The following is a 20,430-nucleotide window of genomic DNA, read 5'->3' on the forward strand; positions in this document are numbered from 1 at the left end:
TCTATGGTTACGGATGAAAACTTTAGGGGGTGCATTTTTATGCCAGCAAAGAAAGGTCAGAAGTTTACTGTCCACTAAACGGGGTCTTGACCACTGTCCACTTTCTGCTGCGAGTGTTTTTCTATTTACGTGCGACCAGCTTGCGGGTGGAGCTGGTAAAGAAGAGCAGATTGATCAGAACCAATAGGAACAATCCAAGGAATACATTGCTATAGACGACGCCAGGTCCGTGTAAACCAAGCGGATTTAGCGCAAGCTCTGAAACAGGGAAGTCCAGAATTTTGGTGATCATTGCTCCGCTAAATGCACCTGACATAAAGTTGATCATGGAGTAAATCCCCATCCCTACCCCTGTTAATTCTTTTGGCAACGATGTAGAGACAAGCGTAGCCAAGGAAGATTGGCCGAAGGATTGGCCCACAGAGACAACCATTAGGCATAAAGCAATCACGAATGCTGCATAACCAGAAAAAGTAGACAAGAGGAAGGTTCCTGCTACTAGAAGCAAAAGGGAGATTCTCGCAACTCGCACACCGCCGATTTTATCAACCAGCTTGCCGCCAACTCGACCCATAATGGCTGCACTCATAGCACCGGGGAACAAGACGAGTCCGATCCAGTTCGGGCTCAACAGGTTCACATGAGTCAGCATGAGCGGCAGCATGATCATGGTACCAAAGGCGGCCATCCCGGTGATAAAACTGACGATCAATGTATTGCGGTAGGTACGGATAGAGAATATTTCTGCCTGGATGAACGGATTCGAAACCTGATTTTGCCGGAACAAAAAGAGAACAAAAAGCAAAATGCCTGCAAGCAGAACCAACCAGTGAAAGTTTGTAATGGATACCAGTACGCAGGCAATACTTCCGCCAAATAGCAATCCTCCGACGACATCCAGCTTTTTGCCTGACTGCTGGTCATCAGGCAGGTATTTTCGGAAAATCGGCAAGGTCAGAAGTGCGCCCAATGAAATCAGGAAGAGAAACTTCCAATGCAATGTACCTGTAATGAAACCAGCCACAATGGGACCAACACCTGAAGCAAAAGCTATCATAGAAGCGATGATGCCAAGTACTTTTCCCCGCTCGCTGACAGGGAAGTATCTCGTAGGAATAAGCATGGCAAGCGCAGGAATGGAAGATGCCCCTGCAGATTGAATCAAACGAGCGGCAAGAACCATCCAGTATGTGGTGGAAAGTGCACCAATCAGGGAACCGACGGCAAAAAGAATAAGACCAATTGTCAGCAATTTTTTCATCGGGTAAATATCGCTTAATTTTCCATACGTGAGAGATCCCAGTGCGTAAATGATGATGTAACCAGTAACGACCCAGCCAACCTGAGAAGGAAGCAGTTGATACTGGGTAGCGATGGCAGGAAGCGCGATATTAAACATAGTTGCATTCATCACGGAAAACAGCAGGATCGTACATAGTGCCTGGATGATTTTTTTCTTGGCAGTATCTGAGACGGAACCCTCTTTGATAGAAGGACGTTGGGCAGGCATGGCTGCTGCTTTCATTTTTGCTTCACCTCGATAGATATGTTTGTTAGCACTAACTAACAAAACGATCAAAATGATCAGGGCTGTACCCCCTGTAAAAATATGCGAACACTTTGTTGCACAAAAGCAGGAACATCGATCGAGCTTATGGCTTTCCCACAACGGGTAGTCGAATGAAAATATCCATAATTCATCCAAATATAAGTCATAGCAGTCGATTCAGGGTCGATTTCCCGCATTTTCCCCATCCGTTGCATCTGTTTGAAGTATTCAATTAGCAAGTTTTTCAGCATGATCGGATTTCGCTGAAAGAACGCTTCCAGTTCCTGCAGCATTTGCCCTTCTTTGAAAGAGAGAAGGAAAAGCTCTTTATTGTTGTGCATGATTCGATGATAGGTCTCACTAATCAACAACAAATCGGCCTCTAGGTCATACGTAAGTCGTTCATCAAAGAGTTTATGAATATGTTCCCCGTAAGAGAATCGGCCTACCACTTTTTCAAAGAGGGCTTTTTTGGTTCCAAAATGCCTGAAGAGTGTCATCTCGCTAACACCCGCATGTTGGGCGATCTCCTTGGTTGTCACAAGGCTGTACCCCTTTTCTGACATCAACGCAAGTGCTGCATGCAGGATTTTATCATAAGTGCACAAGTGCTGAAATTCAACTTCTTTCTCCATTTATCCACCTCCTGATGTTAGCGGTCACTAACATGGTATATCGTACCCTTCCAAGTGGTCTTTGGTCAATCAGAAAAATGACATATCCAAAAAGAAAACCCCATCAAAACAAAGTTTGATGAGGTTTCATCAGCTATCCGATCATAATCTTTCCTTTTGGATAACGGTAGTATTCTTTCTGTTTTCTTTGTGCAAGGGCAAATGCGATGGTAAGAGGGCCCACCCTTCCGGCAAACATGGCAAGCGTGATAATGATGCGCCCCAAGGGTGACAGCTCTGGTGTCAGCCCCATGGATAATCCAACTGTAGCAAAAGCCGACGTTGCTTCAAACAGGATCATCAGAAAATCGTCTGTTTGCTCTGTAAAATTAAGCAGCATCGTTACAGAGGTTACGATGAACAATCCACAAACCGTTACAGTCAGAGATTTGAAAATCATGATTGGCAAAATTCGTTGGCGGAAGAAAATGACGTCTTCTTTTCCGCGAAACTGTGACCAGACAGCCCCGAGCAGTGTTGCAAAGGTTGTCGTCTTGATACCACCACCCGTTGAACCGGGAGACGCACCAATAAACATCATGAAAATGATCAAAAAGAGTGTAGAGTGATGTAAATCAGGAATACTGAGCGTATTGGAACCAGCCGTACGAGCGGTAACTGACTGATAGAGTGACCCCCAGAATTTGCCCATAAAGGTTAGTGGCTGTAGGGTCTTGGGATTGGTGTATTCAACAATAAAGATAAGTACTGTGCCAAGAATGATCAGAATTGCTGTACTTGATAGCACGATCTTGGTATGTAGGGACAAACGGCGTTTTTTACGATAATCAACCAGTTCGGCAACAACCATAAATCCGATCCCGCCGAGAACGATAAGCGAACATACCACAATATTGACCAGCGGATCGTCTACATAGCCTGTCAAACTGCGGAATTCGCCAAACAGGTCAAAACCGGCATTGTTAAAATTGGAAATAGCATGAAAAAAGCCGAAGTAGATGGCACGGCCCAGAGGCATATCAAAGGCGAAGCGCAGCGAAAGTAAAATTCCCCCGACCACCTCGGCAATCAAGGTAAAAATAAGCAATGTCCGTGCTAAACGCACGACTCCTTCAATCGATATCTGATTCAGTGATTCTTGCAAGAGCAACCGGTTTCGTAAAGAAATTTGTTTGCCTAACAGCATGGCGAAGAATGTGGCGAATGTCATGAACCCCAATCCTCCAACCTGAATCATTGACAGGATAACGATTTCGCCAAACGTGCTGAAAGTTGATCCTGTATCGACAACAACCAATCCGGTTACACAGGTAGCCGATGTTGCTGTAAATATAGCATCAATCCAGGAGAGAGGTACTCCACTTTCTGTAGCTATGGGCAAATGCAAAAGAAAAGCACCAATTAGTATGATCAGAAAAAAGCCAGCAACCAGCATTTTCGGCGGATCATGCCGGATATCATTGAAAAATCGTAATACCATGTCCAATCAACGTCCTCTTGTCATAAATGAGGTTTTTCTCCATAACAGGAGACTACCACCAAGTAGTATAACTCCAATTAGTATTCTTACCAAGTATTCTTTAATTATCAGAACAAATGTATTCCAGTTTTCTCCCAGAAAAAAACCGACACTGATCCAAAACGTACAAAACAACCACAAACCGGCAAAGCTGTAGATCAAAAAGACAGGCCAGGATAAATTGCCGATTCCTGCGATATAGGAAGACAAGGTACGTATACCAGGAAGCATCCGGCCGAATAAAAGAACCAATACGCCGTATTTGCCGGAAAAACGACTGGTCACTTCAATGGAGCGTTCTGAAATGAGCAGGAATTTGCCATATCGATATAAGAGAGGCAAGCCGAATCGTTTTCCCAAGTAAAATGCGACAATGGAACCAAGCCAACTCCCGACTGTGGCAACCAGGATGACCGCAAGTAAAGTAAAACGATAATCACTCGCTAGAAATCCATAGAAAGCCAGCACAGCATCGCCCGGAAAGGGCAGCCCCATCCCTTCAATAATCAGCGTCATCAACACTCCCCAGTAGCCCAATTCTCCCGTAATGAAAAGTATCGTTTCCCATATATTTGTGAGCATGGTAATCACCTCATCGTAGTATACGGGACATGTAGGTACTTTAAGCCACTTTTCTACTTTGTACAGCGAAGGATTGCCGCACCCAATCGACTGATCCAATGTTGTATTTCCCGAGGTCCCCATGGCGATAATGGAAAACGAACGGCAGGACGGCGCAGTGTGGCTGCTTCTGTTTGCAGACGAAAGGCATGTCCGGGTGAAAGAACCAGCCCTTCTTCACGCAAAATCTCCAGAAGCTGCAATTCCTGCCTGGTAGCTTCTGTGGTTTCTTCACCCCAACTTACCCAGCAATTTAAACCGCCACGGATCGGATGAAGCGTTGCTGTCGATGGGAGTACGTGTTTTGCCGTTTGTTGCAGTACTTGCCAATGGTGAGCGTACTGCGCTCTTCGCTCGGGCAGAAAGGATTTTTTTAACCACGAGTCCTCCAACATATGGGCAACTGCTTCCAGTACCAGTAGAGATGGTTCGGAGCCTGCAAGTGTAAAGAATTGCTGTGTTTCTTCGAACGTAAACGGACCTTTCGTTGGCATTGCCAAAAGTCCAAGCTGGAGCTCTCGGGCCAACGTTTTGGAGAATGAATGGATGTAGTAGATAGAAGCATGTTCTCCTGCTTGTTGATTTAGCTGATACAAAGTGCGCCTTGGACGGTTAAACCACAAATCTCCGTGGTGGTCGTTTTCAATGATGGAGACACCCTCGGTTCCTGCCCATTGGAGCAGTTCCTGTTTTCGTTTGCGAGAGTAGCTGATTCCAGTTGGAAAATGGTGATGGGGTTGGATCAACAGCCAGTTTGCCTGTTCCTGACGATGTGCTTCCAGCAACGAAGGAAGCGAAAGACCTTCCTCATCCAGCGGGATTGAGCGAACTTTCAGCCCATATTGAGTCAGCAGTTTAATAAAAGGCGGGTAGCTGAATTCCTCAACAAAAACGGTTTCACCAGGTCGAATGAAAAATTGCAAGAGGAAGTGGAAGCCGCTGAGACTCCGATTAAAAAGAAATAACTGTTTGGGAGAGATACTTACCCCTCGTTCTTTCTCATGCTTGATAAAGGTTTCCTTGATTTTGCATCGCCGCTCTCCAACCTGATCAGGTGATGAGCCAAGTGAATCAAAACTGTCGCTAAAAGCCTGACGCAGATGCCGGATAAAGTCAGTTGTCGGCACAGGTGTAGAGTCTTGCAAGGAGACAAGGGCGTCTTCCCATGAAGTGGACACGTTGTTTTTCAGCTTCTGAGTGATGAAATACCCTTTTCCATGAACCGAAGTCAGCCAGCCCTGATCCACTAGCATATCGTATGCTTTTTTGACCGTCTCCAGGGAACAGCCAGATATTTTTTTCATCTCTCTAAGGGAGATCAGTTGCTGGGCAGATTGTAGACAAGCACCGTGCGCTAGAGCAGTCAGTAACTGTTCCGCCAGTTGCTCCGCCAACGGTATATCTTTACGATTTTGTATCCGAAATGCAAAGAAAGGGCGTGACATGGGTACCTCCCGTTGACGAGGATGTGATTCTTTCATTATAACTGATAGAAGAGGTTCAAAAAGTCCAGTTCTCCTTTTTGAACAGGTGATTAGAAGCGTTATAATAGAATGAAGTTATCGTGGTGTGGGAGGAATCGGACATGAGTACAAGTGAACATAAAGCAGAAGCGCCTAAGCAGGTCGGGTGCATGGTTATCACCGTATCGGATACACGCAATGAGGATACAGACAAGAGCGGACAATTGATGAAAAGCTTGCTCCAAGAAGCGGGTCATGCAATCCCGTTGTACAAAATTGTAAAAGATGACCCGGTTGAGATTGCGAATGCCATCGAGGAAGGGGCTGCCGATCCAACCGTACAAGTGATTTTGTTAAATGGCGGGACAGGCATCGCCAAGAGGGATAATACATATGAAGCAGTTAGCAGTTTGCTGGAAAAGGTGATGCCTGGCTTCGGAGAGATTTTCCGCATGTTAAGCTACACGGAAGACATCGGGTCAGCAGCGATTTTGAGTCGGGCGATCGCTGGAACGTATAAAGAGAAAGCCATATTCTCTACACCAGGCTCTACAGGTGCTGTTCGTCTAGCCATGACGAAGCTGATTGTGCCAGAGTTGGGCCATGTAGTGAGGGAATTGAGAAAGTAGGTGTTTGCCCTTGAAAATCGTACTCTCCACGTTAAATGCAAAGTTTATTCACTCGTCGCTGGCACTTCGTTATTTACGCAGCTATGCAGAAGCGACCTTTCCTGATATTGAGCTGGTAGAATACACGATCAACGATATTACTATGAATATGGTGGGAGATATTTACAAGCGACAGCCTGACCTGTTGGCCTTCTCCTGTTATATCTGGAACATTCGGGAGACGTTGGAGGTTGTCCGCAACTTGAAGAAGGTCATGCCTGATCTCCCGATTATTCTGGGTGGTCCCGAGGTATCCTATGACACTGATTACTGGCTGCGAGAACATCCGTATGTCGATGTCATCGTAAAGGGCGAAGGGGAGCAAACCTTCCTGGAGCTGTGCCAGGTGTATGCCAAGGCCAAGGAAACCGGAGAGCCTGCTGCATTGTCTACGGTCGCAGGAATTGCCTACAGGGAGGAAGAGAGTGTCCGTCTGACTTTTCCACGCATGCAAATTGAGGATTTGAACACGATCCCGTCACCGTATGAAAATCATTTGGACGAGCTGTTGAATCGAGTGGTCTATTTCGAAGCGTCTCGTGGCTGTCCGTTCAGTTGTCAGTACTGTCTTTCATCGATTGAAAGTGGTGTGCGTTATTTTGATATTGAGCGGGTAAAGCAAGATTTGAAGCGATTGGTTGATTACGGCATCAAAACAGTAAAGTTCGTTGACCGTACCTTCAATATCCATAAAAAGTATGCCATGGAAGTCTTTCAGTTTTTAATTGAGAATCACAATGGAACGGTTTTCCAATTTGAGATTACCGCAGACATTCTGAAACCGGATGTAGTCGATTTTCTTGCAGAGAATGCTCCACCGGGTATTTTCCGTTTTGAAATTGGCGTGCAGTCAACAAACGATGAGACGAACCGCCTTGTCCATCGCAGGCAAAACTTCGAAAAGCTGAGTTATACGGTATTGAAAATCAAGGAATCTGGAAAAATTGACCAGCATCTTGATTTGATCGCCGGGCTGCCGGAAGAAGACTACTCTTCCTTCCGCAATACATTTAATGAAGTGTTTGCCCTTCGACCAGAAGAACTACAACTCGGCTTTTTGAAAATGCTGCGGGGTACAGGAGTGCGAGCTCGGGCGGCTGATCATGGTTATATTTTCCAGGATGAATCCCCTTATGAAATTCTGGGGAACAATGTGCTGTCCTTTGGGGATATCCAACGAATCAAGCGGACAGAGGATATTCTGGAAAAATTCTGGAATGCTCATCGGCTGGATGTGACGATGGAGTGGGTCATCACTCGACATTTCGAGACTCCATTCGACTTCTTCCAGGAGTTTGGTGATTACTGGGAAGAAAAAGGCTGGAACCGCTTTGGACATCAGCTCGAAGACTTGTTTTTACGTATGAAAAATTTCCTAGGAAATCGACAAACGGAGAAATTAGAGCATGTCATCAGCTTGATGAAATTCGACTTTTTACGCAATCAGAAGCATCGGCCACGTAAAATCTGGTGGGATGAAGTGCTGGAGAAACAGGAAGCGATTGCGGTTTTTAATCAGCTAAAGGAGAAGCTCGAGCAACTTAGGGAAGACTTTGCCCATCATTCACAGAACGAAAAGGATTACTTCAAGCATACGATGGTTACCAATGTATCGTTTGACATTGAGCAGTATTTAAAAACTGGCGAGGTTGTAGAAGGGAATTTTGCTTTAATTGTCTACTTCCCTTATCAGGAAAATCAGGAGAATACCTTTACGGTGGTTCGCAATGAATCACTCACTCAGCTCGTAACGCCGAATTAAAATTAGACATAACTACAAGAGCAGATCCCATCCGATTTTGGGGAATCTGCTCTTTTACATGTGCTATGTTAAAATAAATTTCAATAAAAATGTAAAAATTCGGCAACATTTCAAGCATTTATATCGTATACCAAGTAGGAAGTTCAAAACTTGTGAAACTGAGGGTGAATCGCAGTTGGGAAATCGGCTTTTTTTACACAGAAGAAATCGTAACATTACCCTTGTCATTACATTTCTGCTGATTGCTTATGCTGTTCTGTTTGAAGGACAGCAAACATTGTTTGTGGCGCTACTATTGGTTAACAGCTATGCATTCCTTTTGATGGGGAGTGATAAACGTGCGGCGAAAAAAGGGGACATGCGAATCCCGGAAGCAAGCTTGTTTTCTGTAGCTGTTCTGGGGGGAGCAGCCGGTATTGGACTTGGTATGCTGTTTTTTCGGCACAAAACACGTCATATCAGCTTTCTTATATTGATACCGATCTGTCTGATCATGCAGTGTTACGGAATCTGGCTGCACCTTCGATAATAGGGTATAGGGGAGTAGGAGATGACAAAAAAGCTGAAGTTTGTTTTGATCACTTTCCTTTTTTTGGTGTTTTCCCTTCAATCCGGCGCTTTTGCTGAGGAACAGATAAATCCAGCATTGGATCTTCCAGTCGAACAAGTAAATCAGTATACATTTAAAAATGGTCTGTTTTGGCATAAAAACGTGCAATACGCCAATGGGGATACTTACTGGTTCAAGCGATTCTCGTTTCAGAAAGCAAGCAAAGAGAAGTTTTCTTTTTCTTTTGAAGTACCAGGAAAAAATGGAAGTTTTCGCTATGTAGAACGGACATTAAGTCCTGACGGCAAGATCATGAAGGTATGGAAGACGATCGCTTTATCGAATGAAATGGTACTTCCACGCTCGTATGGCTTTATTGATACGGATGAAAGGCATGTGTTGGTCAGTTTTCCTGATATCTATAAAAAAGGACTGTACAATACCCTGACAGAAATGCCGAATTCGTATCCCCTGCGCATCCAGCAAGTTGAGAGCGGATACAAGGTAATCATCGAATTTTCTCAGGTACCGGATACGATTGGTGAAATATGGGCACTGGAATCATCAGAGCCGCTAGTAGATTGGGCAAGGCCTGGAATGCCAGAAATCTGGCTTCTTTTGGACCTGTCAGTGGATCAGAAATGGTCGTGGGACGGCTTTTATGTACGGACGCCATCGACTTATTATCCGACAGGGCGCAATCATTTTTGGCGTCTGCCAGAGAACTATGTGGCCCGTTCCTTTGTTATCACAGGGGGATCGAGAGCAGCAGATGATTTAGGGTGGGTCATGGTCAAGACAGTCCTTCCCCAGCAAAATGAGCACGGCTTCTGGCCATCTCTGCCACAATCCAACTGGTTAAAGGAGGATTACGGGATTGAAGCAGGGTTTTTCGATACCCGTTTCAATACGGACATGGGTTACTTGATTGCCAAAGCAGCAGCCAAATATCAGGACCCTCAGTTTGTGGTCGCCAATCTGCGCTATGCAGAGTTTCTGTTGCGCTATTGCGAAGAGCACCATACGGTAGTTCAAGGGGAAAAAGATGGCTGGCTGATCGATGACTATGCCCATTTCGAAAAAGAGCACCTGAAGACACACACGAGTCTGAATCATCAATTACAGGAAATTGTCTACTTCATGGAGATGTATTCATTAACGGCAGATGGCAGATATCAGGAAATGGCGAATAAACTGTTATACGGGGTAAAAAATACGACGGAGCTTTGGATTCAACCATCAGGCAACCTTTATTATGGTTATTTTCCGAGCGGTGAGATGGGCCGACAAGATTATCCGTTTCTCACATACAATGATTTATGGTTGACGCAATGGTATTTGCTCAAACAGACCGGGAAGCTTGATCCTGATCTAACCACATTAATGGAGAGCAAAAAAAGCTGGATGGATGCCAATGGGATAGATGGATATCGCAAGGAGCCCATACGTTAGCAGTTGTGGACTAACTGCTACCCGCTGGAAAATCATGCTTTTCTTTTGAAAAGAACAAGGTATGATTAAGAGAGTGATTTTTTACAGAATGAGAGGAAGTTCAAAAAGTCCGGGAAACATAGCGTTCGAATTTCTGCGTTGCGTTGCCCCTCCGCTGCTCACGTAGTCTCACCTACGTTGAAGCTGCGCTCCACAGGACGTGGGAGTGTCGACGTTCCAACAGGACGTTGGGCATTTAGTCGACCTCGGGTCTTCCGCGCCTTGAACTTCGAGGCTCTGTTTGTCCTCCTTTTTGAACTCGATCTTGATTGGAGGATGAATGCATGCAGGATACTTTGCTTGAGATGTTCCGGGAGTTGACGGAAGCACCAGGAGCACCTGGCTTCGAAAAAGAAGCTCGTAACGTAATGAAAAAATACATAGAGCCACATGTCGATGATGTAAGCTATGACGGCCTGGGAAGCATCATTGGCACAAAAATGGGTGACACCAATGGCCCGAAAATTTTGTTGGCAGGGCATTTGGACGAAGTAGGTTTCATGGTTACCCAAATAACGGATGACGGTTTTATCAAATTCCAGCCCCTTGGCGGTTGGTGGTCGCAAGTCATGCTTGCACAGCGCGTACATATTCAGACAAAGAACGGGTTGATCGAAGGGATTGTCGGTTCGGTTCCTCCTCACCTGATGAGTGTAGAAGCACGACGCAAAGTCGTTGAGATCAAGGATATGTTTATCGATGTAGGGGCATCAAGCAAAGCAGAAGCAGGAGAGTTCGGCATCCGTCCGGGCGATGCAATTGTTCCGATTTGTCCATTCTCTGTGATGAATAATCCCAAGCTGATGGTTGCCAAAGCATGGGATAACCGCCTTGGATGTGCAGTGGCAATTGAAGTTGCGAAGCGGATTAAAGAGCGTCAACACCCGAATACAGTCTATGCAGTGGGAACCGTGCAAGAGGAAGTGGGCTCCCGTGGTGGACGTACCGTTGCTCAAATGCTCAAGCCTGACATTGCAATTGCAGTAGATGTGGGGATTGCAGGAGATACGCCGGGTATTAACCGCAACCAGGCTCCTTCCAAAATGGGGGCAGGTCCTGAAATATGCTTGTATGATGCAACGATGATCGCACATCCAGGGTTGCGTGACTTTGTCGTATCGGTTGCAGAGGAAGAAAAAATTCCGTATCAATTCTCCACAGTTCCAGGTGGTGGAACGGATGCAGGACCAATGCACACGGTTGGAAGCGGTGTTCCGTCTATTGCTCTTGCTGTACCAACCCGTTACATTCACAGCCATGCGTCAATTTTGCATTACGATGATTTCGAAAACCTCGTCAAGCTAATCGTTGCTCTGGTGGAGCGGCTCGATCAGAAGAAAGTAGATGAGCTGCGTACCTATATCTAGAAATGAAAGAGCGCCATTGTGGAAGTCCGCAATGGCGCTTTTATGTGTTGGGTGGGTTTTATACGGGAGAGCCTACATTTTCTGGAATGTGCGAAGAGATAGTGCTTACCATTTGTTGGCGAGTGTTTTCATCACTGTTTTGCCATAAGACTTCAAACAGCACACCCAGACCTGGGAGTGTTTTTTCCTGTCCTGAACTGATTGCATCCGTAATGGTATCTTTCACAGCCGTCGCATCAGAGCCCTGCATTTTGTACATGATTGCTTGTCGAAGATTTAACAGGTTAATGTTCACGGTAATAGCTCCCTCCTTAAGACAGTTAATAAGGTACCTATTTGTAGTATTGGTTTATCGCTTTTGCCCAATACTTTTTTTGAAGAGAGATATTTGGATATGTTATAATTTCCGTTGAAGTAAAGAGGAGTGGAAAAATATGGCGAAGCAGTTTGCGATAATTGGTTTGGGGCGATTCGGCTCCAGTGTTGCTCGGACTCTGTATGAAATGGATTTCGAGGTTATGGGAATTGACGAAAATGAAGATCGAATCAATGAAATTATTCAATACGTAACACATGCGGTAGTTGCTGATTCGACAGATGAAATGGCGCTGAAAGAAATTGGCATACGCAATTTTGATGTGGTTGTCGTTGCGATTGGTGCCGATATTCAAGCGAGCATCTTGACCGTACTCATCTTAAAAGAAATGGGCGTCAAGAAAATCGTGGCCAAAGCGCAGAATGAACGTCATGGACAAGTTCTGTATAAAGTGGGAGCAGACCGGGTGGTATTCCCTGAGCGAGACATGGGTGTCCGGGTAGCACACAATCTGATCTCGGCCAACGTACTCGATTTCATTGAGCTTGCCGAAGACTACAGTGTAGCAGAAGTTGTGGTCTCCAGAAGTATGGTCAGCAATACACTCCGTCAGTTGGATGTTCGTGCTAAATTCGGTGTCAACGTTATCGCGATCAAAAGTGGCGAAAACTTCAATATAGCGCCAGGACCAGATGAAGTCATTAAGGAAAAAGATGTGCTAGTCGTCATTGGACATAATAGGGACTTAAAGGATTTCGAGGAGCAGGAATAAAAGATGAACTGGGAAACCATTACCTCACTGCAAAATCCGTTGGTAAAACGGCTGCATCAGCTTCATCAGAAAAAAGAACGAGACGCTTCGGGCACATACCTGATTGAAGGGATTCACCTAGTGGAGGAAGCATTACGCACCTCACAGGATGTTGTTACTCTGCTGTTCGATCAGGAACAGATGGCAGACAAAACAATCATCAATTTGCTCAGCAACGTGCAAGCTGATACGAAACTGATTGCCACGACTCCACAAGTAATTGAGAAGCTTTCCGATACCAAGTCGCCTCAGGGAGTAATTGCGGAGGTTCACAAGCAATTTTTGCAATGGCAGAAATGGTGGAGCACGACAAAAGAACGTGATTTTCTGTTGCTTGTCCTCGATGAAATCCAGGACCCCGGCAATCTCGGAACAATGCTCAGAACGGCGGATGCCGCAGGTGTTGACGGAGTAATCCTGTGTGGCGGCAACGTAGATTTATACAACGGCAAAGTGGTACGCTCCACGATGGGGTCGTTATTCCGTATTCCTGTCTTTACGATTGACGGAGCTACTGCGGGAAATGAAATCCTCTCTGCCGGTGGACAACTGCTGGTCACTTCTTTGGGAGAATCAAGTAAGTCGTATGATTCCCCTATTTATCACGGGAAGATCGCCATCGTCATTGGAAACGAAGGACGAGGTGTGTCTAGGGAAATGCTGGCGAATGCGACCGAGACAGTGCACATTCCGCTGTATGGTGGGGCAGAATCACTGAATGCGGCAGTTGCTACGGGGATTATGCTGTACGAGGCAAAGCGTCAGCGTGCAAATACATAATTTCGTATCAAAAATAATGGAGCAATCTTCGAATCGGTAAGTTTTGATGTCACTTAACTTATTTCAGATTTGGATGGTTGCTCCTTTTTTCATTTCCTGGATGACAGAAAAGGGAGGTGCGCACTCCATGTACTGGATTTTTGGCTCCATCATCACATTGTTGGTAATTGCCGGATTTTGTGTTGACAGACAACGCCGAAAGAAGGGGCTTCATACACAAATCGATGTGCAAGCGGGTATGAGAAGCGCAGAAGGAGAAGCAGAATCAAAAACTAGGATGGATAGTCCCTAAGCAATGAGAAGGAAGAGTAATTTGCAAGTAACATGCAAAAGAAAACGAGCCTCTAGAATAGCAACTTGAAGCTCGTTAACCATTTTTTTGCAATGATTTAAAGTCTGAACTGTTTTTATGCCTCAGCAGCCTCCCGTGAATCAAGCATTTCTGCCTCACGTACCTGCTTATACTCTTCTCGTGCCAATTGCCACTGATCTCTAGCCATCTGTATCGTTCCTTGTTCAACGGTACGATCTTTCAGCTCAATGGTTTTGCCAAAATAACGGATGGCTTTGTCAAATTCACCTATACGTCGAAACAATTCACCGATCAGGTAAAGGATGCGAGCCTCGGACATCTCTTTGTCACCTTTGACATAATCGGAATGGATATAAGATTCCTCATATTCCTTGGCGGCCATGCGCAGAAATCGTTGCTCTTCCTGCTCATTTTCCAGAAAGCGATACAACCACGCCAGACGAAGGTAGAGACCAGCTTTTACACTGTGGGCTTCATTTTTCAACTCAGCAGTAAATCCGGCAAGTTTGAAGCAAGCGATCGCTTCCGGGATGGAGCGTGTCAGGCCGAATTCTTTTTCTGTCCACTTCGTGAAGATGTTGTCATGTATCCGTTTTTTCGTGAGTGGAGAGAATACCGGCAAGAACTGATCCGTAAAGGCATAACCACAGTTTGGACATACCTGGACAGTATACAAAACCGGATTTGCCGATTGCTGTTTGTAATAGGTGCAAAAATCGCTGTCTCTTTTCAATACGCTCTGGGAATTTCGACGCACTTTTTTGCTGGTAAATGGCGTAGAGCAGAACTGACATTCATAATGTTTGTCGTAAAAATAGTCCTGTTGTATCATCTTGAAATCAGCCTCCAGTACTAATATACCAGAAATAAGCCCAAATGTTTGGTACGAATTTGCAACAAAAAGAGTTTTACGGTATAATTTCTGAAAGCTGTTAAGGAAATATGTTGGTAAAGCGATGAAGGAGACTAGTACAGGAGACGTACCGTTTTCAGGGAGGAATTGCCACAGACTGCAAGCAATTCTACGTGAACCTCTTGGAATTCACTCTGGAGCTGATTTCTGAAGCCTTTTTCAAGGTAGTAGGAGTATACCGGTTTCATCCCGTTATCGATGATCTAAGTGAGGCAGAGCAGTTTTGCCTAATTAGGGTGGTACCGCGAGAATAACTCGTCCCTTCTGTGGGGCGGGTTTTTTATTTTTTAGAGGACGTTCAAAAAGTCTGGGAAACATTGTCCTCCCTTTTTGAACAGGATCTTTTAAGAAAGCAATCAATTTTGAAGGAGCGATGGTTGTGCAAAAACGGCTACAGGAAATGAAAGAAGCAGCGCTTTCGCAGTTGGCACAGGTAAATGAAGCGCAAGAGCTTCAGGATCTGCGAGTCAAATACCTTGGCAAAAAAGGTGAACTGACCGAAATTCTTCGTGGGATGGGCAGCTTGTCCGCTGAAGAACGTCCAGTGATCGGGCAAGTGGTGAACGAAGTACGAGAAGCGCTGGAACAAGCGATTTCCACCAAACAGGTTGAATTTGAGCAAGCAGCGATCAACCAAAAACTCGCTTCTCAGCAAATTGATGTTACGCTCCCTGGACGCCATGTACCTGTGGGAACGATGCATCCACTTAATCGAATTATTGAAGAAATTGAAGACATTTTCATTGGATTGGGCTTCGAGGTAGCAGAGGGACCTGAAGTGGAAATGGATTACTTCAACTTCGAAATGCTCAATCTTCCCAAGGACCACCCGGCTCGGGACATGCAGGATTCTTTTTACGTGACGGACGAAATTCTGATGCGTACGCATACCTCACCGGTTCAGGCAAGAACAATGCTTGCTAAAAATGGGACGACACCGGTCAAGATCATCTGCCCGGGTAAAGTGTACCGCCGTGATGATGACGATGCGACACACTCCCATCAGTTCACGCAAATCGAGGGACTGGTTATTGGTAAAGGAATCGGTATGAGTGACTTGAAAGGTACCTTACTTACATTTGCCCGCCAAATGTTCGGAGAAAACCAGCAAATTCGTCTTCGCCCAAGTTTTTTCCCGTTCACTGAACCGAGTGCAGAGGTAGACATTCAATGTGTGATGTGTCATGGGGAAGGTTGCCGCACATGCAAACAAACCGGATGGATTGAAATTCTCGGTTCCGGTATGGTTCATCCTCGTGTACTGGAGATGGCTGGATATGACCCGACGGAAGTGAGCGGTTTTGCATTCGGTATGGGCGTTGAGCGGATCGCCATGCTCAAATATGCAGTAGACGACATTCGCCATTTCTATACCAATGACGTCAGATTCTTGCGCCAGTTCAATCGGGAATAGGGAGGATAAATAACGATGAAGGTTTCCTACAATTGGCTTTCTGAATATGTAGATCTGTCGGGGATTACCCCTCATGAACTTGCTGAAAAGCTTACCCGCAGCGGTGTAGAAGTAGATGCGGTTGAGTCACGTAATACAGGAGTATCCAAGGTAGTTGTCGGTTATGTCAAAGAACGCTCCAAACACCCGGATGCCGACCGCCTCAGTGTTTGTATTGTCGATGCAGGCCAAGAAGAAGAGCTGCAAATCGTATGCGGAGCACAAAACGTCGCACAAGGGCAAAAAATTCCTGTTGCGTTGATCGGAGCGAAACTCCCGGGTGATTTCCAGATCAAGCGCTCCAAGCTGCGTGGAGTGGAATCCCAAGGGATGATTTGTTCAGCGAAGGAACTCGGGCTAAATGACAAGCTTCTGGGCAAAGACCAGCAAGAGGGCATTATGGTGTTGCCGGAAGATGCGGAAGTAGGGATGGATGCAGTCTCCTACCTCGGGATGGATGACTATATTCTTGAACTGGGTCTCACTCCGAACCGTTCGGATTGTCTCAGCATGATTGGTGTGGCTTATGAAGTAGCGGCAATTCTCGGTCGTGACGTGATCCTTCCTTCTACAGATGTAGTTGAGAATGGTGACGTGAATCCAGTCAGCATCGAAATTGAAGCAACAGACCACAGCTATCAGTACGCAGGACGTCATTTCACAGGTGTTGCAATCGGTTCCTCGCCACAGTGGCTCAAAAATCGCTTGATGGCAGCGGGTGTACGCCCAATTAACAACGTAGTGGACGTGACCAACTATGTCATGCTGGAGTACGGCCAGCCACTTCACGCTTTCGACGCAACAAAAGTGAATGATCGCTCGATTGTTGTTCGACTGGCACAAGAGGGTGAAAAGCTGGTTACACTGGATGATCAGGAGCGTACACTTGACGACCAAACACTTTTGATTGCAGACCGTGAAAAAGGTTTGGCAATCGCTGGTGTGATGGGTGGAGCTAACTCCGAGATTACGGATCAGACATCTGAAATCATTCTTGAATCAGCTTACTTCACGCCGAAGTCCATCCGCCGCACGTCCCGCATGCTGCAAATGCGTACGGAAGGCTGCGTTCGTTGGGAGAAAGGCGTAGATCAATCCCGTGTGATTCCGGCTGCAGACCGTGCAGCTCTTTTGATTCAACAGTTGACAGGTGCCCGTGTGTCCAAGGGAATCGCAAGTGCGAAAGTGCAAGAAATAAAGCCAAGAACGGTACGTTTGACCTTGGAAAAATTAAATCTGCATTTGGGAACTGCGCTAGCCGCCAATGAAGTTTCACCGATCTTCGATAAACTGAACTTTACTTACAAACTGGAAAACAACGAATGGCAGGTTGAAGTGCCAACCCGTCGTGGAGATATTACTCTGCCTGAGGACTTGGTGGAAGAAGTAGCCCGCTTGTATGGATACGACAACATCCCGACAAGCTTGCCGGGTGGAGAGACAACACAAGGAATGTTAACCCGTGAGCAAACCATCCGCCGTACCATTCGTCACCACATGATCGGGTTGGGACTCTCTGAGGCGATTACGTACTCATTGGTAGCCCCAGCGCGGGCGAATGTTGTGGCTGGCTTGCATGACAAGACCTTGTCAGAGATTGCTCTCGCCATGCCGATGAGTGAAGAACACAGCGTTCTTCGTACAAACCTGTTGCCGAGTATCATGGAAGTGGCGACATATAACAAGAACCGTCAGAACCACGATCTCGCTTTATTTGAGGTAGGGAATGTGTTCTTGACAGAAGAAGAGAAAATTACCAAACTGCCAGAAGAAAAATACTACCTGGCAGCACTGGTTACCGGTGCATGGGTGCACCAGAACTGGATGGGTGTGAAGCAGCCAGTTGATTTCTATCTGCTTAAAGGAATTCTCGAGTCTGTATTGAGCAAGCTAGGAATTGTCAATGTTTCCTTCCAGCCAACCACGGAGCGTACCGGAATGCATCCAGGCCGTACAGCCAATGTGCTTGTTAATGATGAAATCATCGGCTACATCGGGCAGTTGCACCCAGCCACCGAGAAGGCATACGATCTGGATGAGACATACGTTTTCCAATGTGATGTCTCCAAGCTGGTGGAATCTGCCACTGACCTTGGCCTGTACACACCACTGCCGAAGTTCCCGGCTATTACTCGTGACCTGGCATTCGTGGTCGATCGCTCAGTTACTGCATCCAGCCTGACTTCTATTATTCGTGAACAGGCAGGCGATCTCTTGGAATCACTCACTTTGTTTGACGTTTATGCAGGCGACCGAATTGCTGCTGACAAGAAGAGCATGGCATTCTCGCTTGTTTACCGTCATCAAGAGCGCACCCTGCTCGACGAAGAAGTACAACAATCTACGTCACGCATCGTGCAAGCATTGGCAGAACAAACAGGTGCTGAACTGCGCGGCTAACAAACTTCATAGACAAAATGACAAACTCCTCCTAGCAAAATGAGGAGTTTGTCTTCATTTTGTGGTAAAATGAGGAAAATCCAGATTCTCACAATGAATCATAGTAAAGAGGACTACTGCCATGATAAAAGCGATTGTGTTTGATTTTGACGGTTTGATCGTAGACACTGAAAATGCGTGGTTTGAAGCGTTCAGAGATGTGTTTTCTGAACAGTTCGGCATGAATGTGACGCTAGAAGAATTTGCAATGTGTATCGGAACAGAAAATTCAGTTCTGTTCGATGCACTCGAACGAAAAGTGGGGAGGCCTTTGGATCGCAACGGAATCGAGAGGCTTACCCTCCAAAAGTATGAAGAAAAAATGACGGCGATCTCGTTGCGTCCAGGCGTGTTGGAATACCTGAAAGAAGCCAAAAAGCTCGGTCTTCGCATCGGCCTTGCGTCCAGTTCCTCTCGTAAGTGGGTTGAACATTATCTCACAGAAACGGGGATCATCGATTATTTCGAGGTGCTCAAAACAAAAGATGACGTAGAACAGGTAAAGCCACACCCTGAACTATACCTGCAAGCCATTTCCTCATTAGGGGTTGGGTCAGCAGAGGCGCTGGCATTCGAAGATTCAGCAAATGGCTGCAATGCTGCTGTTGCAGCGGGACTTCGCTGTGTAATTGTCCCGAATCTGCTAACAAGAACACTTCAATTTGAGAAATATGACTGGCGATTGGAATCAATGGAGGACTGCAGTTTGTCTCAATTAGTAACATATTTGACCCAGTCATAGCTGGAATGAAAACCCAAAATGTGTACAGTTTAATGAGAATGAAAAGGAAAATCTTGACGGATAATGTCATTTTCAGTAACCTAATAGGGAAATACTATTGTCATTGATGTTTCAAGGAGGAAGCCATTGTGCAGGGAGACGGGAAAAATCGACTCATAGTTGATATATACGGTCAACAGTACCGACTGAGTGGGAAAGCTAGCGTCAACCATATGCGCATGGTGGCAGGGTACGTCGACGACAAAATGAATGAAATCAGTCATGGGAATGCCCGACTGGATACAGCCAAGATCGCTGTTCTGGCAGCAGTCAATATTACGGATGAGTACTTTCGACTTCGGCAGGAATACGAAGAACTGTTGAAAATCTTGCAAGAAGATGCCAAAGACAAATAAACGGAAGGTGGGGCACAAACGGCTCCACCTTTTTTTATAATGGCAGATCCATTCGTTTGCTGCAAAAATTGGGATTTGAACAAGGGGAAGCAGAGCGTAACGACGAGCTTTACTACTCACTTGCTCGTTCCTGAAGAAGTGTCCGTTTGCAATGGGGAGATTCACAGCTAGACAAGTGAAAACCTGTATCTAACCAAAAGGAAGATACAGGTTTTCCTGTACTCAATAACTATCTTGCCTCTCCGTTTGGCATGTTCAGCTTGTTGCGAATCGGGATGAACAAGTCGATAACCCCGATGACCAGGGAAGCGAGCAGCGCACCGAGAATAGTGACTCGAAACCCGGTAACAAAAAACTGGGTTACATAAATGACGACGGCACTGACGAGAAATCCAATAATTCCTCGATTGTATGGAGAAATTCGCTGTCCTAGCATCGCTTCCAATACCCAACCGATAACAGCAATCACAACAGCAGCGAACAGTGCTGTCCAGAAACTACTTACCGTGAAGCCAGGAACAAGGAAGCCCACAACCATCAAGACAATTGCTGCAACCACAAAGCGGACGATATGGCGAATGATTGTCATCTTTATTCTCCTTCCTTAGGTAAGCTTGATAACATTGTGCCTAATTCGGCAATG

The 20,430-nt window shown here is 45.8% G+C and carries 20 protein-coding genes and 1 other annotated feature; of the genes, 12 read left to right on the forward strand and 8 right to left on the reverse strand.

Annotated features, from left to right (window positions below):
• Window positions 1-121: 121 nt before the first annotated feature.
• The 5 genes from ACPW7N_RS12670 to ACPW7N_RS12690 form a co-directional block, all read right to left on the reverse strand.
• The gene (locus tag ACPW7N_RS12670; RefSeq protein ID WP_425651457.1) at window positions 122-1,525 is read right to left on the reverse strand and encodes an MFS transporter; all 1,404 of its coding nucleotides are present in this window, start codon (window positions 1,523-1,525) and stop codon (window positions 122-124) included.
• A 59-nt stretch (window positions 1,526-1,584) separates the two neighbouring features.
• Complete coding sequence (locus tag ACPW7N_RS12675; protein WP_425651458.1) at window positions 1,585-2,184, reverse strand: TetR/AcrR family transcriptional regulator; 600 nt, start codon at window positions 2,182-2,184, stop codon at window positions 1,585-1,587.
• A 133-nt stretch (window positions 2,185-2,317) separates the two neighbouring features.
• A complete protein-coding gene (locus tag ACPW7N_RS12680; protein WP_425651536.1) occupies window positions 2,318-3,664 on the reverse strand; it encodes a TrkH family potassium uptake protein in 1,347 nt (448 codons plus the stop codon).
• Window positions 3,665-3,670: 6 nt separating this feature from the next.
• A complete protein-coding gene (locus ACPW7N_RS12685; RefSeq protein ID WP_425651459.1) occupies window positions 3,671-4,285 on the reverse strand; it encodes a DedA family protein in 615 nt (204 codons plus the stop codon).
• A gap of 53 nt (window positions 4,286-4,338) precedes the next feature.
• Complete coding sequence (locus tag ACPW7N_RS12690; protein ID WP_425651460.1) at window positions 4,339-5,769, reverse strand: aminotransferase-like domain-containing protein; 1,431 nt, start codon at window positions 5,767-5,769, stop codon at window positions 4,339-4,341.
• 140 nt (window positions 5,770-5,909) lie between these two features.
• On the opposite strand from ACPW7N_RS12690, the gene ACPW7N_RS12695 reads away from it, so the two are divergent.
• From ACPW7N_RS12695 to ACPW7N_RS12715, 5 genes are all read left to right on the forward strand, one after another.
• Entirely contained in the window at window positions 5,910-6,416 is a 507-nt protein-coding gene (locus ACPW7N_RS12695) for a MogA/MoaB family molybdenum cofactor biosynthesis protein (protein WP_425651461.1), read from the forward strand.
• 10 nt (window positions 6,417-6,426) lie between these two features.
• Window positions 6,427-8,217, forward strand: a complete 1,791-nt coding sequence (locus ACPW7N_RS12700; protein WP_425651462.1) for a B12-binding domain-containing radical SAM protein — start codon at window positions 6,427-6,429, stop codon at window positions 8,215-8,217.
• 175 nt (window positions 8,218-8,392) lie between these two features.
• Window positions 8,393-8,746 carry a DUF1294 domain-containing protein gene (locus ACPW7N_RS12705; RefSeq protein WP_425651463.1) on the forward strand — a complete coding sequence of 118 codons (354 nt, stop codon included), beginning with the start codon at window positions 8,393-8,395 and terminating at the stop codon, window positions 8,744-8,746.
• A 21-nt stretch (window positions 8,747-8,767) separates the two neighbouring features.
• On the forward strand, window positions 8,768-10,219 hold the full coding sequence (locus tag ACPW7N_RS12710; RefSeq protein WP_425651464.1) for a hypothetical protein: 1,452 nt from the start codon (window positions 8,768-8,770) through the stop codon (window positions 10,217-10,219).
• A gap of 323 nt (window positions 10,220-10,542) precedes the next feature.
• Window positions 10,543-11,625, forward strand: coding sequence for a M42 family metallopeptidase (locus ACPW7N_RS12715; protein ID WP_425651465.1), 1,083 nt, complete (start codon window positions 10,543-10,545; stop codon window positions 11,623-11,625).
• Between the two features lie 58 nt (window positions 11,626-11,683).
• Here the strand turns inward: ACPW7N_RS12715 and sspI are convergent, their stop codons facing one another.
• A complete protein-coding gene (sspI, locus tag ACPW7N_RS12720; protein ID WP_425651466.1) occupies window positions 11,684-11,920 on the reverse strand; it encodes a small acid-soluble spore protein SspI in 237 nt (78 codons plus the stop codon).
• Between the two features lie 139 nt (window positions 11,921-12,059).
• Here sspI and ACPW7N_RS12725 point away from each other — a divergent pair, with 139 nt between their 5' ends.
• The 3 genes from ACPW7N_RS12725 (at window position 12,060) to ACPW7N_RS12735 (ending at window position 13,824) form a co-directional block, all read left to right on the forward strand.
• Complete coding sequence (locus tag ACPW7N_RS12725) at window positions 12,060-12,713, forward strand: potassium channel family protein (protein WP_425651467.1); 654 nt, start codon at window positions 12,060-12,062, stop codon at window positions 12,711-12,713.
• Window positions 12,714-12,716: 3 nt separating this feature from the next.
• The gene (locus ACPW7N_RS12730; RefSeq protein ID WP_425651468.1) at window positions 12,717-13,532 is read left to right on the forward strand and encodes a TrmH family RNA methyltransferase; all 816 of its coding nucleotides are present in this window, start codon (window positions 12,717-12,719) and stop codon (window positions 13,530-13,532) included.
• Window positions 13,533-13,659: 127 nt separating this feature from the next.
• A complete protein-coding gene (locus ACPW7N_RS12735; protein WP_425651469.1) occupies window positions 13,660-13,824 on the forward strand; it encodes a hypothetical protein in 165 nt (54 codons plus the stop codon).
• 115 nt (window positions 13,825-13,939) lie between these two features.
• On the opposite strand, the gene ACPW7N_RS12740 is transcribed toward ACPW7N_RS12735, so the two are convergent.
• Complete coding sequence (locus ACPW7N_RS12740; protein ID WP_425651470.1) at window positions 13,940-14,677, reverse strand: DUF2225 domain-containing protein; 738 nt, start codon at window positions 14,675-14,677, stop codon at window positions 13,940-13,942.
• A gap of 115 nt (window positions 14,678-14,792) precedes the next feature.
• Window positions 14,793-15,024: a binding site (T-box leader), on the forward strand.
• 113 nt (window positions 15,025-15,137) lie between these two features.
• Here ACPW7N_RS12740 and pheS point away from each other — a divergent pair.
• The 4 genes from pheS to zapA all read left to right on the forward strand — a co-directional run bounded on the left by pheS (window position 15,138) and on the right by zapA (window position 19,787).
• Entirely contained in the window at window positions 15,138-16,172 is a 1,035-nt protein-coding gene (gene pheS, locus ACPW7N_RS12745; RefSeq protein WP_425651471.1) for a phenylalanine--tRNA ligase subunit alpha, read from the forward strand.
• Window positions 16,173-16,187: 15 nt separating this feature from the next.
• Window positions 16,188-18,611, forward strand: coding sequence for a phenylalanine--tRNA ligase subunit beta (pheT, locus tag ACPW7N_RS12750; protein ID WP_425651472.1), 2,424 nt, complete (start codon window positions 16,188-16,190; stop codon window positions 18,609-18,611).
• Window positions 18,612-18,732: 121 nt separating this feature from the next.
• Complete coding sequence (locus ACPW7N_RS12755) at window positions 18,733-19,392, forward strand: HAD family hydrolase (RefSeq protein ID WP_425651473.1); 660 nt, start codon at window positions 18,733-18,735, stop codon at window positions 19,390-19,392.
• Window positions 19,393-19,520: 128 nt separating this feature from the next.
• A complete protein-coding gene (gene zapA / locus ACPW7N_RS12760; RefSeq protein WP_425651474.1) occupies window positions 19,521-19,787 on the forward strand; it encodes a cell division protein ZapA in 267 nt (88 codons plus the stop codon).
• Window positions 19,788-20,016: 229 nt separating this feature from the next.
• On the opposite strand, the gene ACPW7N_RS12765 is transcribed toward zapA, so the two are convergent.
• Entirely contained in the window at window positions 20,017-20,376 is a 360-nt protein-coding gene (locus ACPW7N_RS12765; protein WP_425651475.1) for a phage holin family protein, read from the reverse strand.
• Between the last annotated feature and the right edge of the window lie 54 nt (window positions 20,377-20,430).

This window comes from Brevibacillus nigriterrae (genome assembly GCF_049846925.1).
Classification (GTDB): Bacteria; Bacillota; Bacilli; order Brevibacillales; family Brevibacillaceae; genus Brevibacillus_H.

Bases quoted from the DNA above. Each gene is read 5' to 3' on its own strand.
- ACPW7N_RS12670 (WP_425651457.1), bottom strand. From the start codon at position 1,525: ATGAAAGCAGCAGCCATGCCTGCCCAACGTCCTTCTATCAAAGAGGGT.
- ACPW7N_RS12675 (WP_425651458.1), bottom strand. From the start codon at position 2,184: ATGGAGAAAGAAGTTGAATTTCAGCACTTGTGCACTTATGATAAAATC.
- ACPW7N_RS12680 (WP_425651536.1), bottom strand. From the start codon at position 3,664: ATGGTATTACGATTTTTCAATGATATCCGGCATGATCCGCCGAAAATG.
- ACPW7N_RS12685 (WP_425651459.1), bottom strand. From the start codon at position 4,285: ATGCTCACAAATATATGGGAAACGATACTTTTCATTACGGGAGAATTG.
- ACPW7N_RS12690 (WP_425651460.1), bottom strand. From the start codon at position 5,769: ATGTCACGCCCTTTCTTTGCATTTCGGATACAAAATCGTAAAGATATA.
- ACPW7N_RS12695 (WP_425651461.1), top strand. From the start codon at position 5,910: ATGAGTACAAGTGAACATAAAGCAGAAGCGCCTAAGCAGGTCGGGTGC.
- ACPW7N_RS12710 (WP_425651464.1), top strand. From the start codon at position 8,768: ATGACAAAAAAGCTGAAGTTTGTTTTGATCACTTTCCTTTTTTTGGTG.
- ACPW7N_RS12715 (WP_425651465.1), top strand. From the start codon at position 10,543: ATGCAGGATACTTTGCTTGAGATGTTCCGGGAGTTGACGGAAGCACCA.
- ACPW7N_RS12725 (WP_425651467.1), top strand. From the start codon at position 12,060: ATGGCGAAGCAGTTTGCGATAATTGGTTTGGGGCGATTCGGCTCCAGT.
- ACPW7N_RS12730 (WP_425651468.1), top strand. From the start codon at position 12,717: ATGAACTGGGAAACCATTACCTCACTGCAAAATCCGTTGGTAAAACGG.
- ACPW7N_RS12735 (WP_425651469.1), top strand. From the start codon at position 13,660: ATGTACTGGATTTTTGGCTCCATCATCACATTGTTGGTAATTGCCGGA.
- ACPW7N_RS12740 (WP_425651470.1), bottom strand. From the start codon at position 14,677: ATGATACAACAGGACTATTTTTACGACAAACATTATGAATGTCAGTTC.
- pheT (WP_425651472.1), top strand. From the start codon at position 16,188: ATGAAGGTTTCCTACAATTGGCTTTCTGAATATGTAGATCTGTCGGGG.
- ACPW7N_RS12755 (WP_425651473.1), top strand. From the start codon at position 18,733: ATGATAAAAGCGATTGTGTTTGATTTTGACGGTTTGATCGTAGACACT.
- ACPW7N_RS12765 (WP_425651475.1), bottom strand. From the start codon at position 20,376: ATGACAATCATTCGCCATATCGTCCGCTTTGTGGTTGCAGCAATTGTC.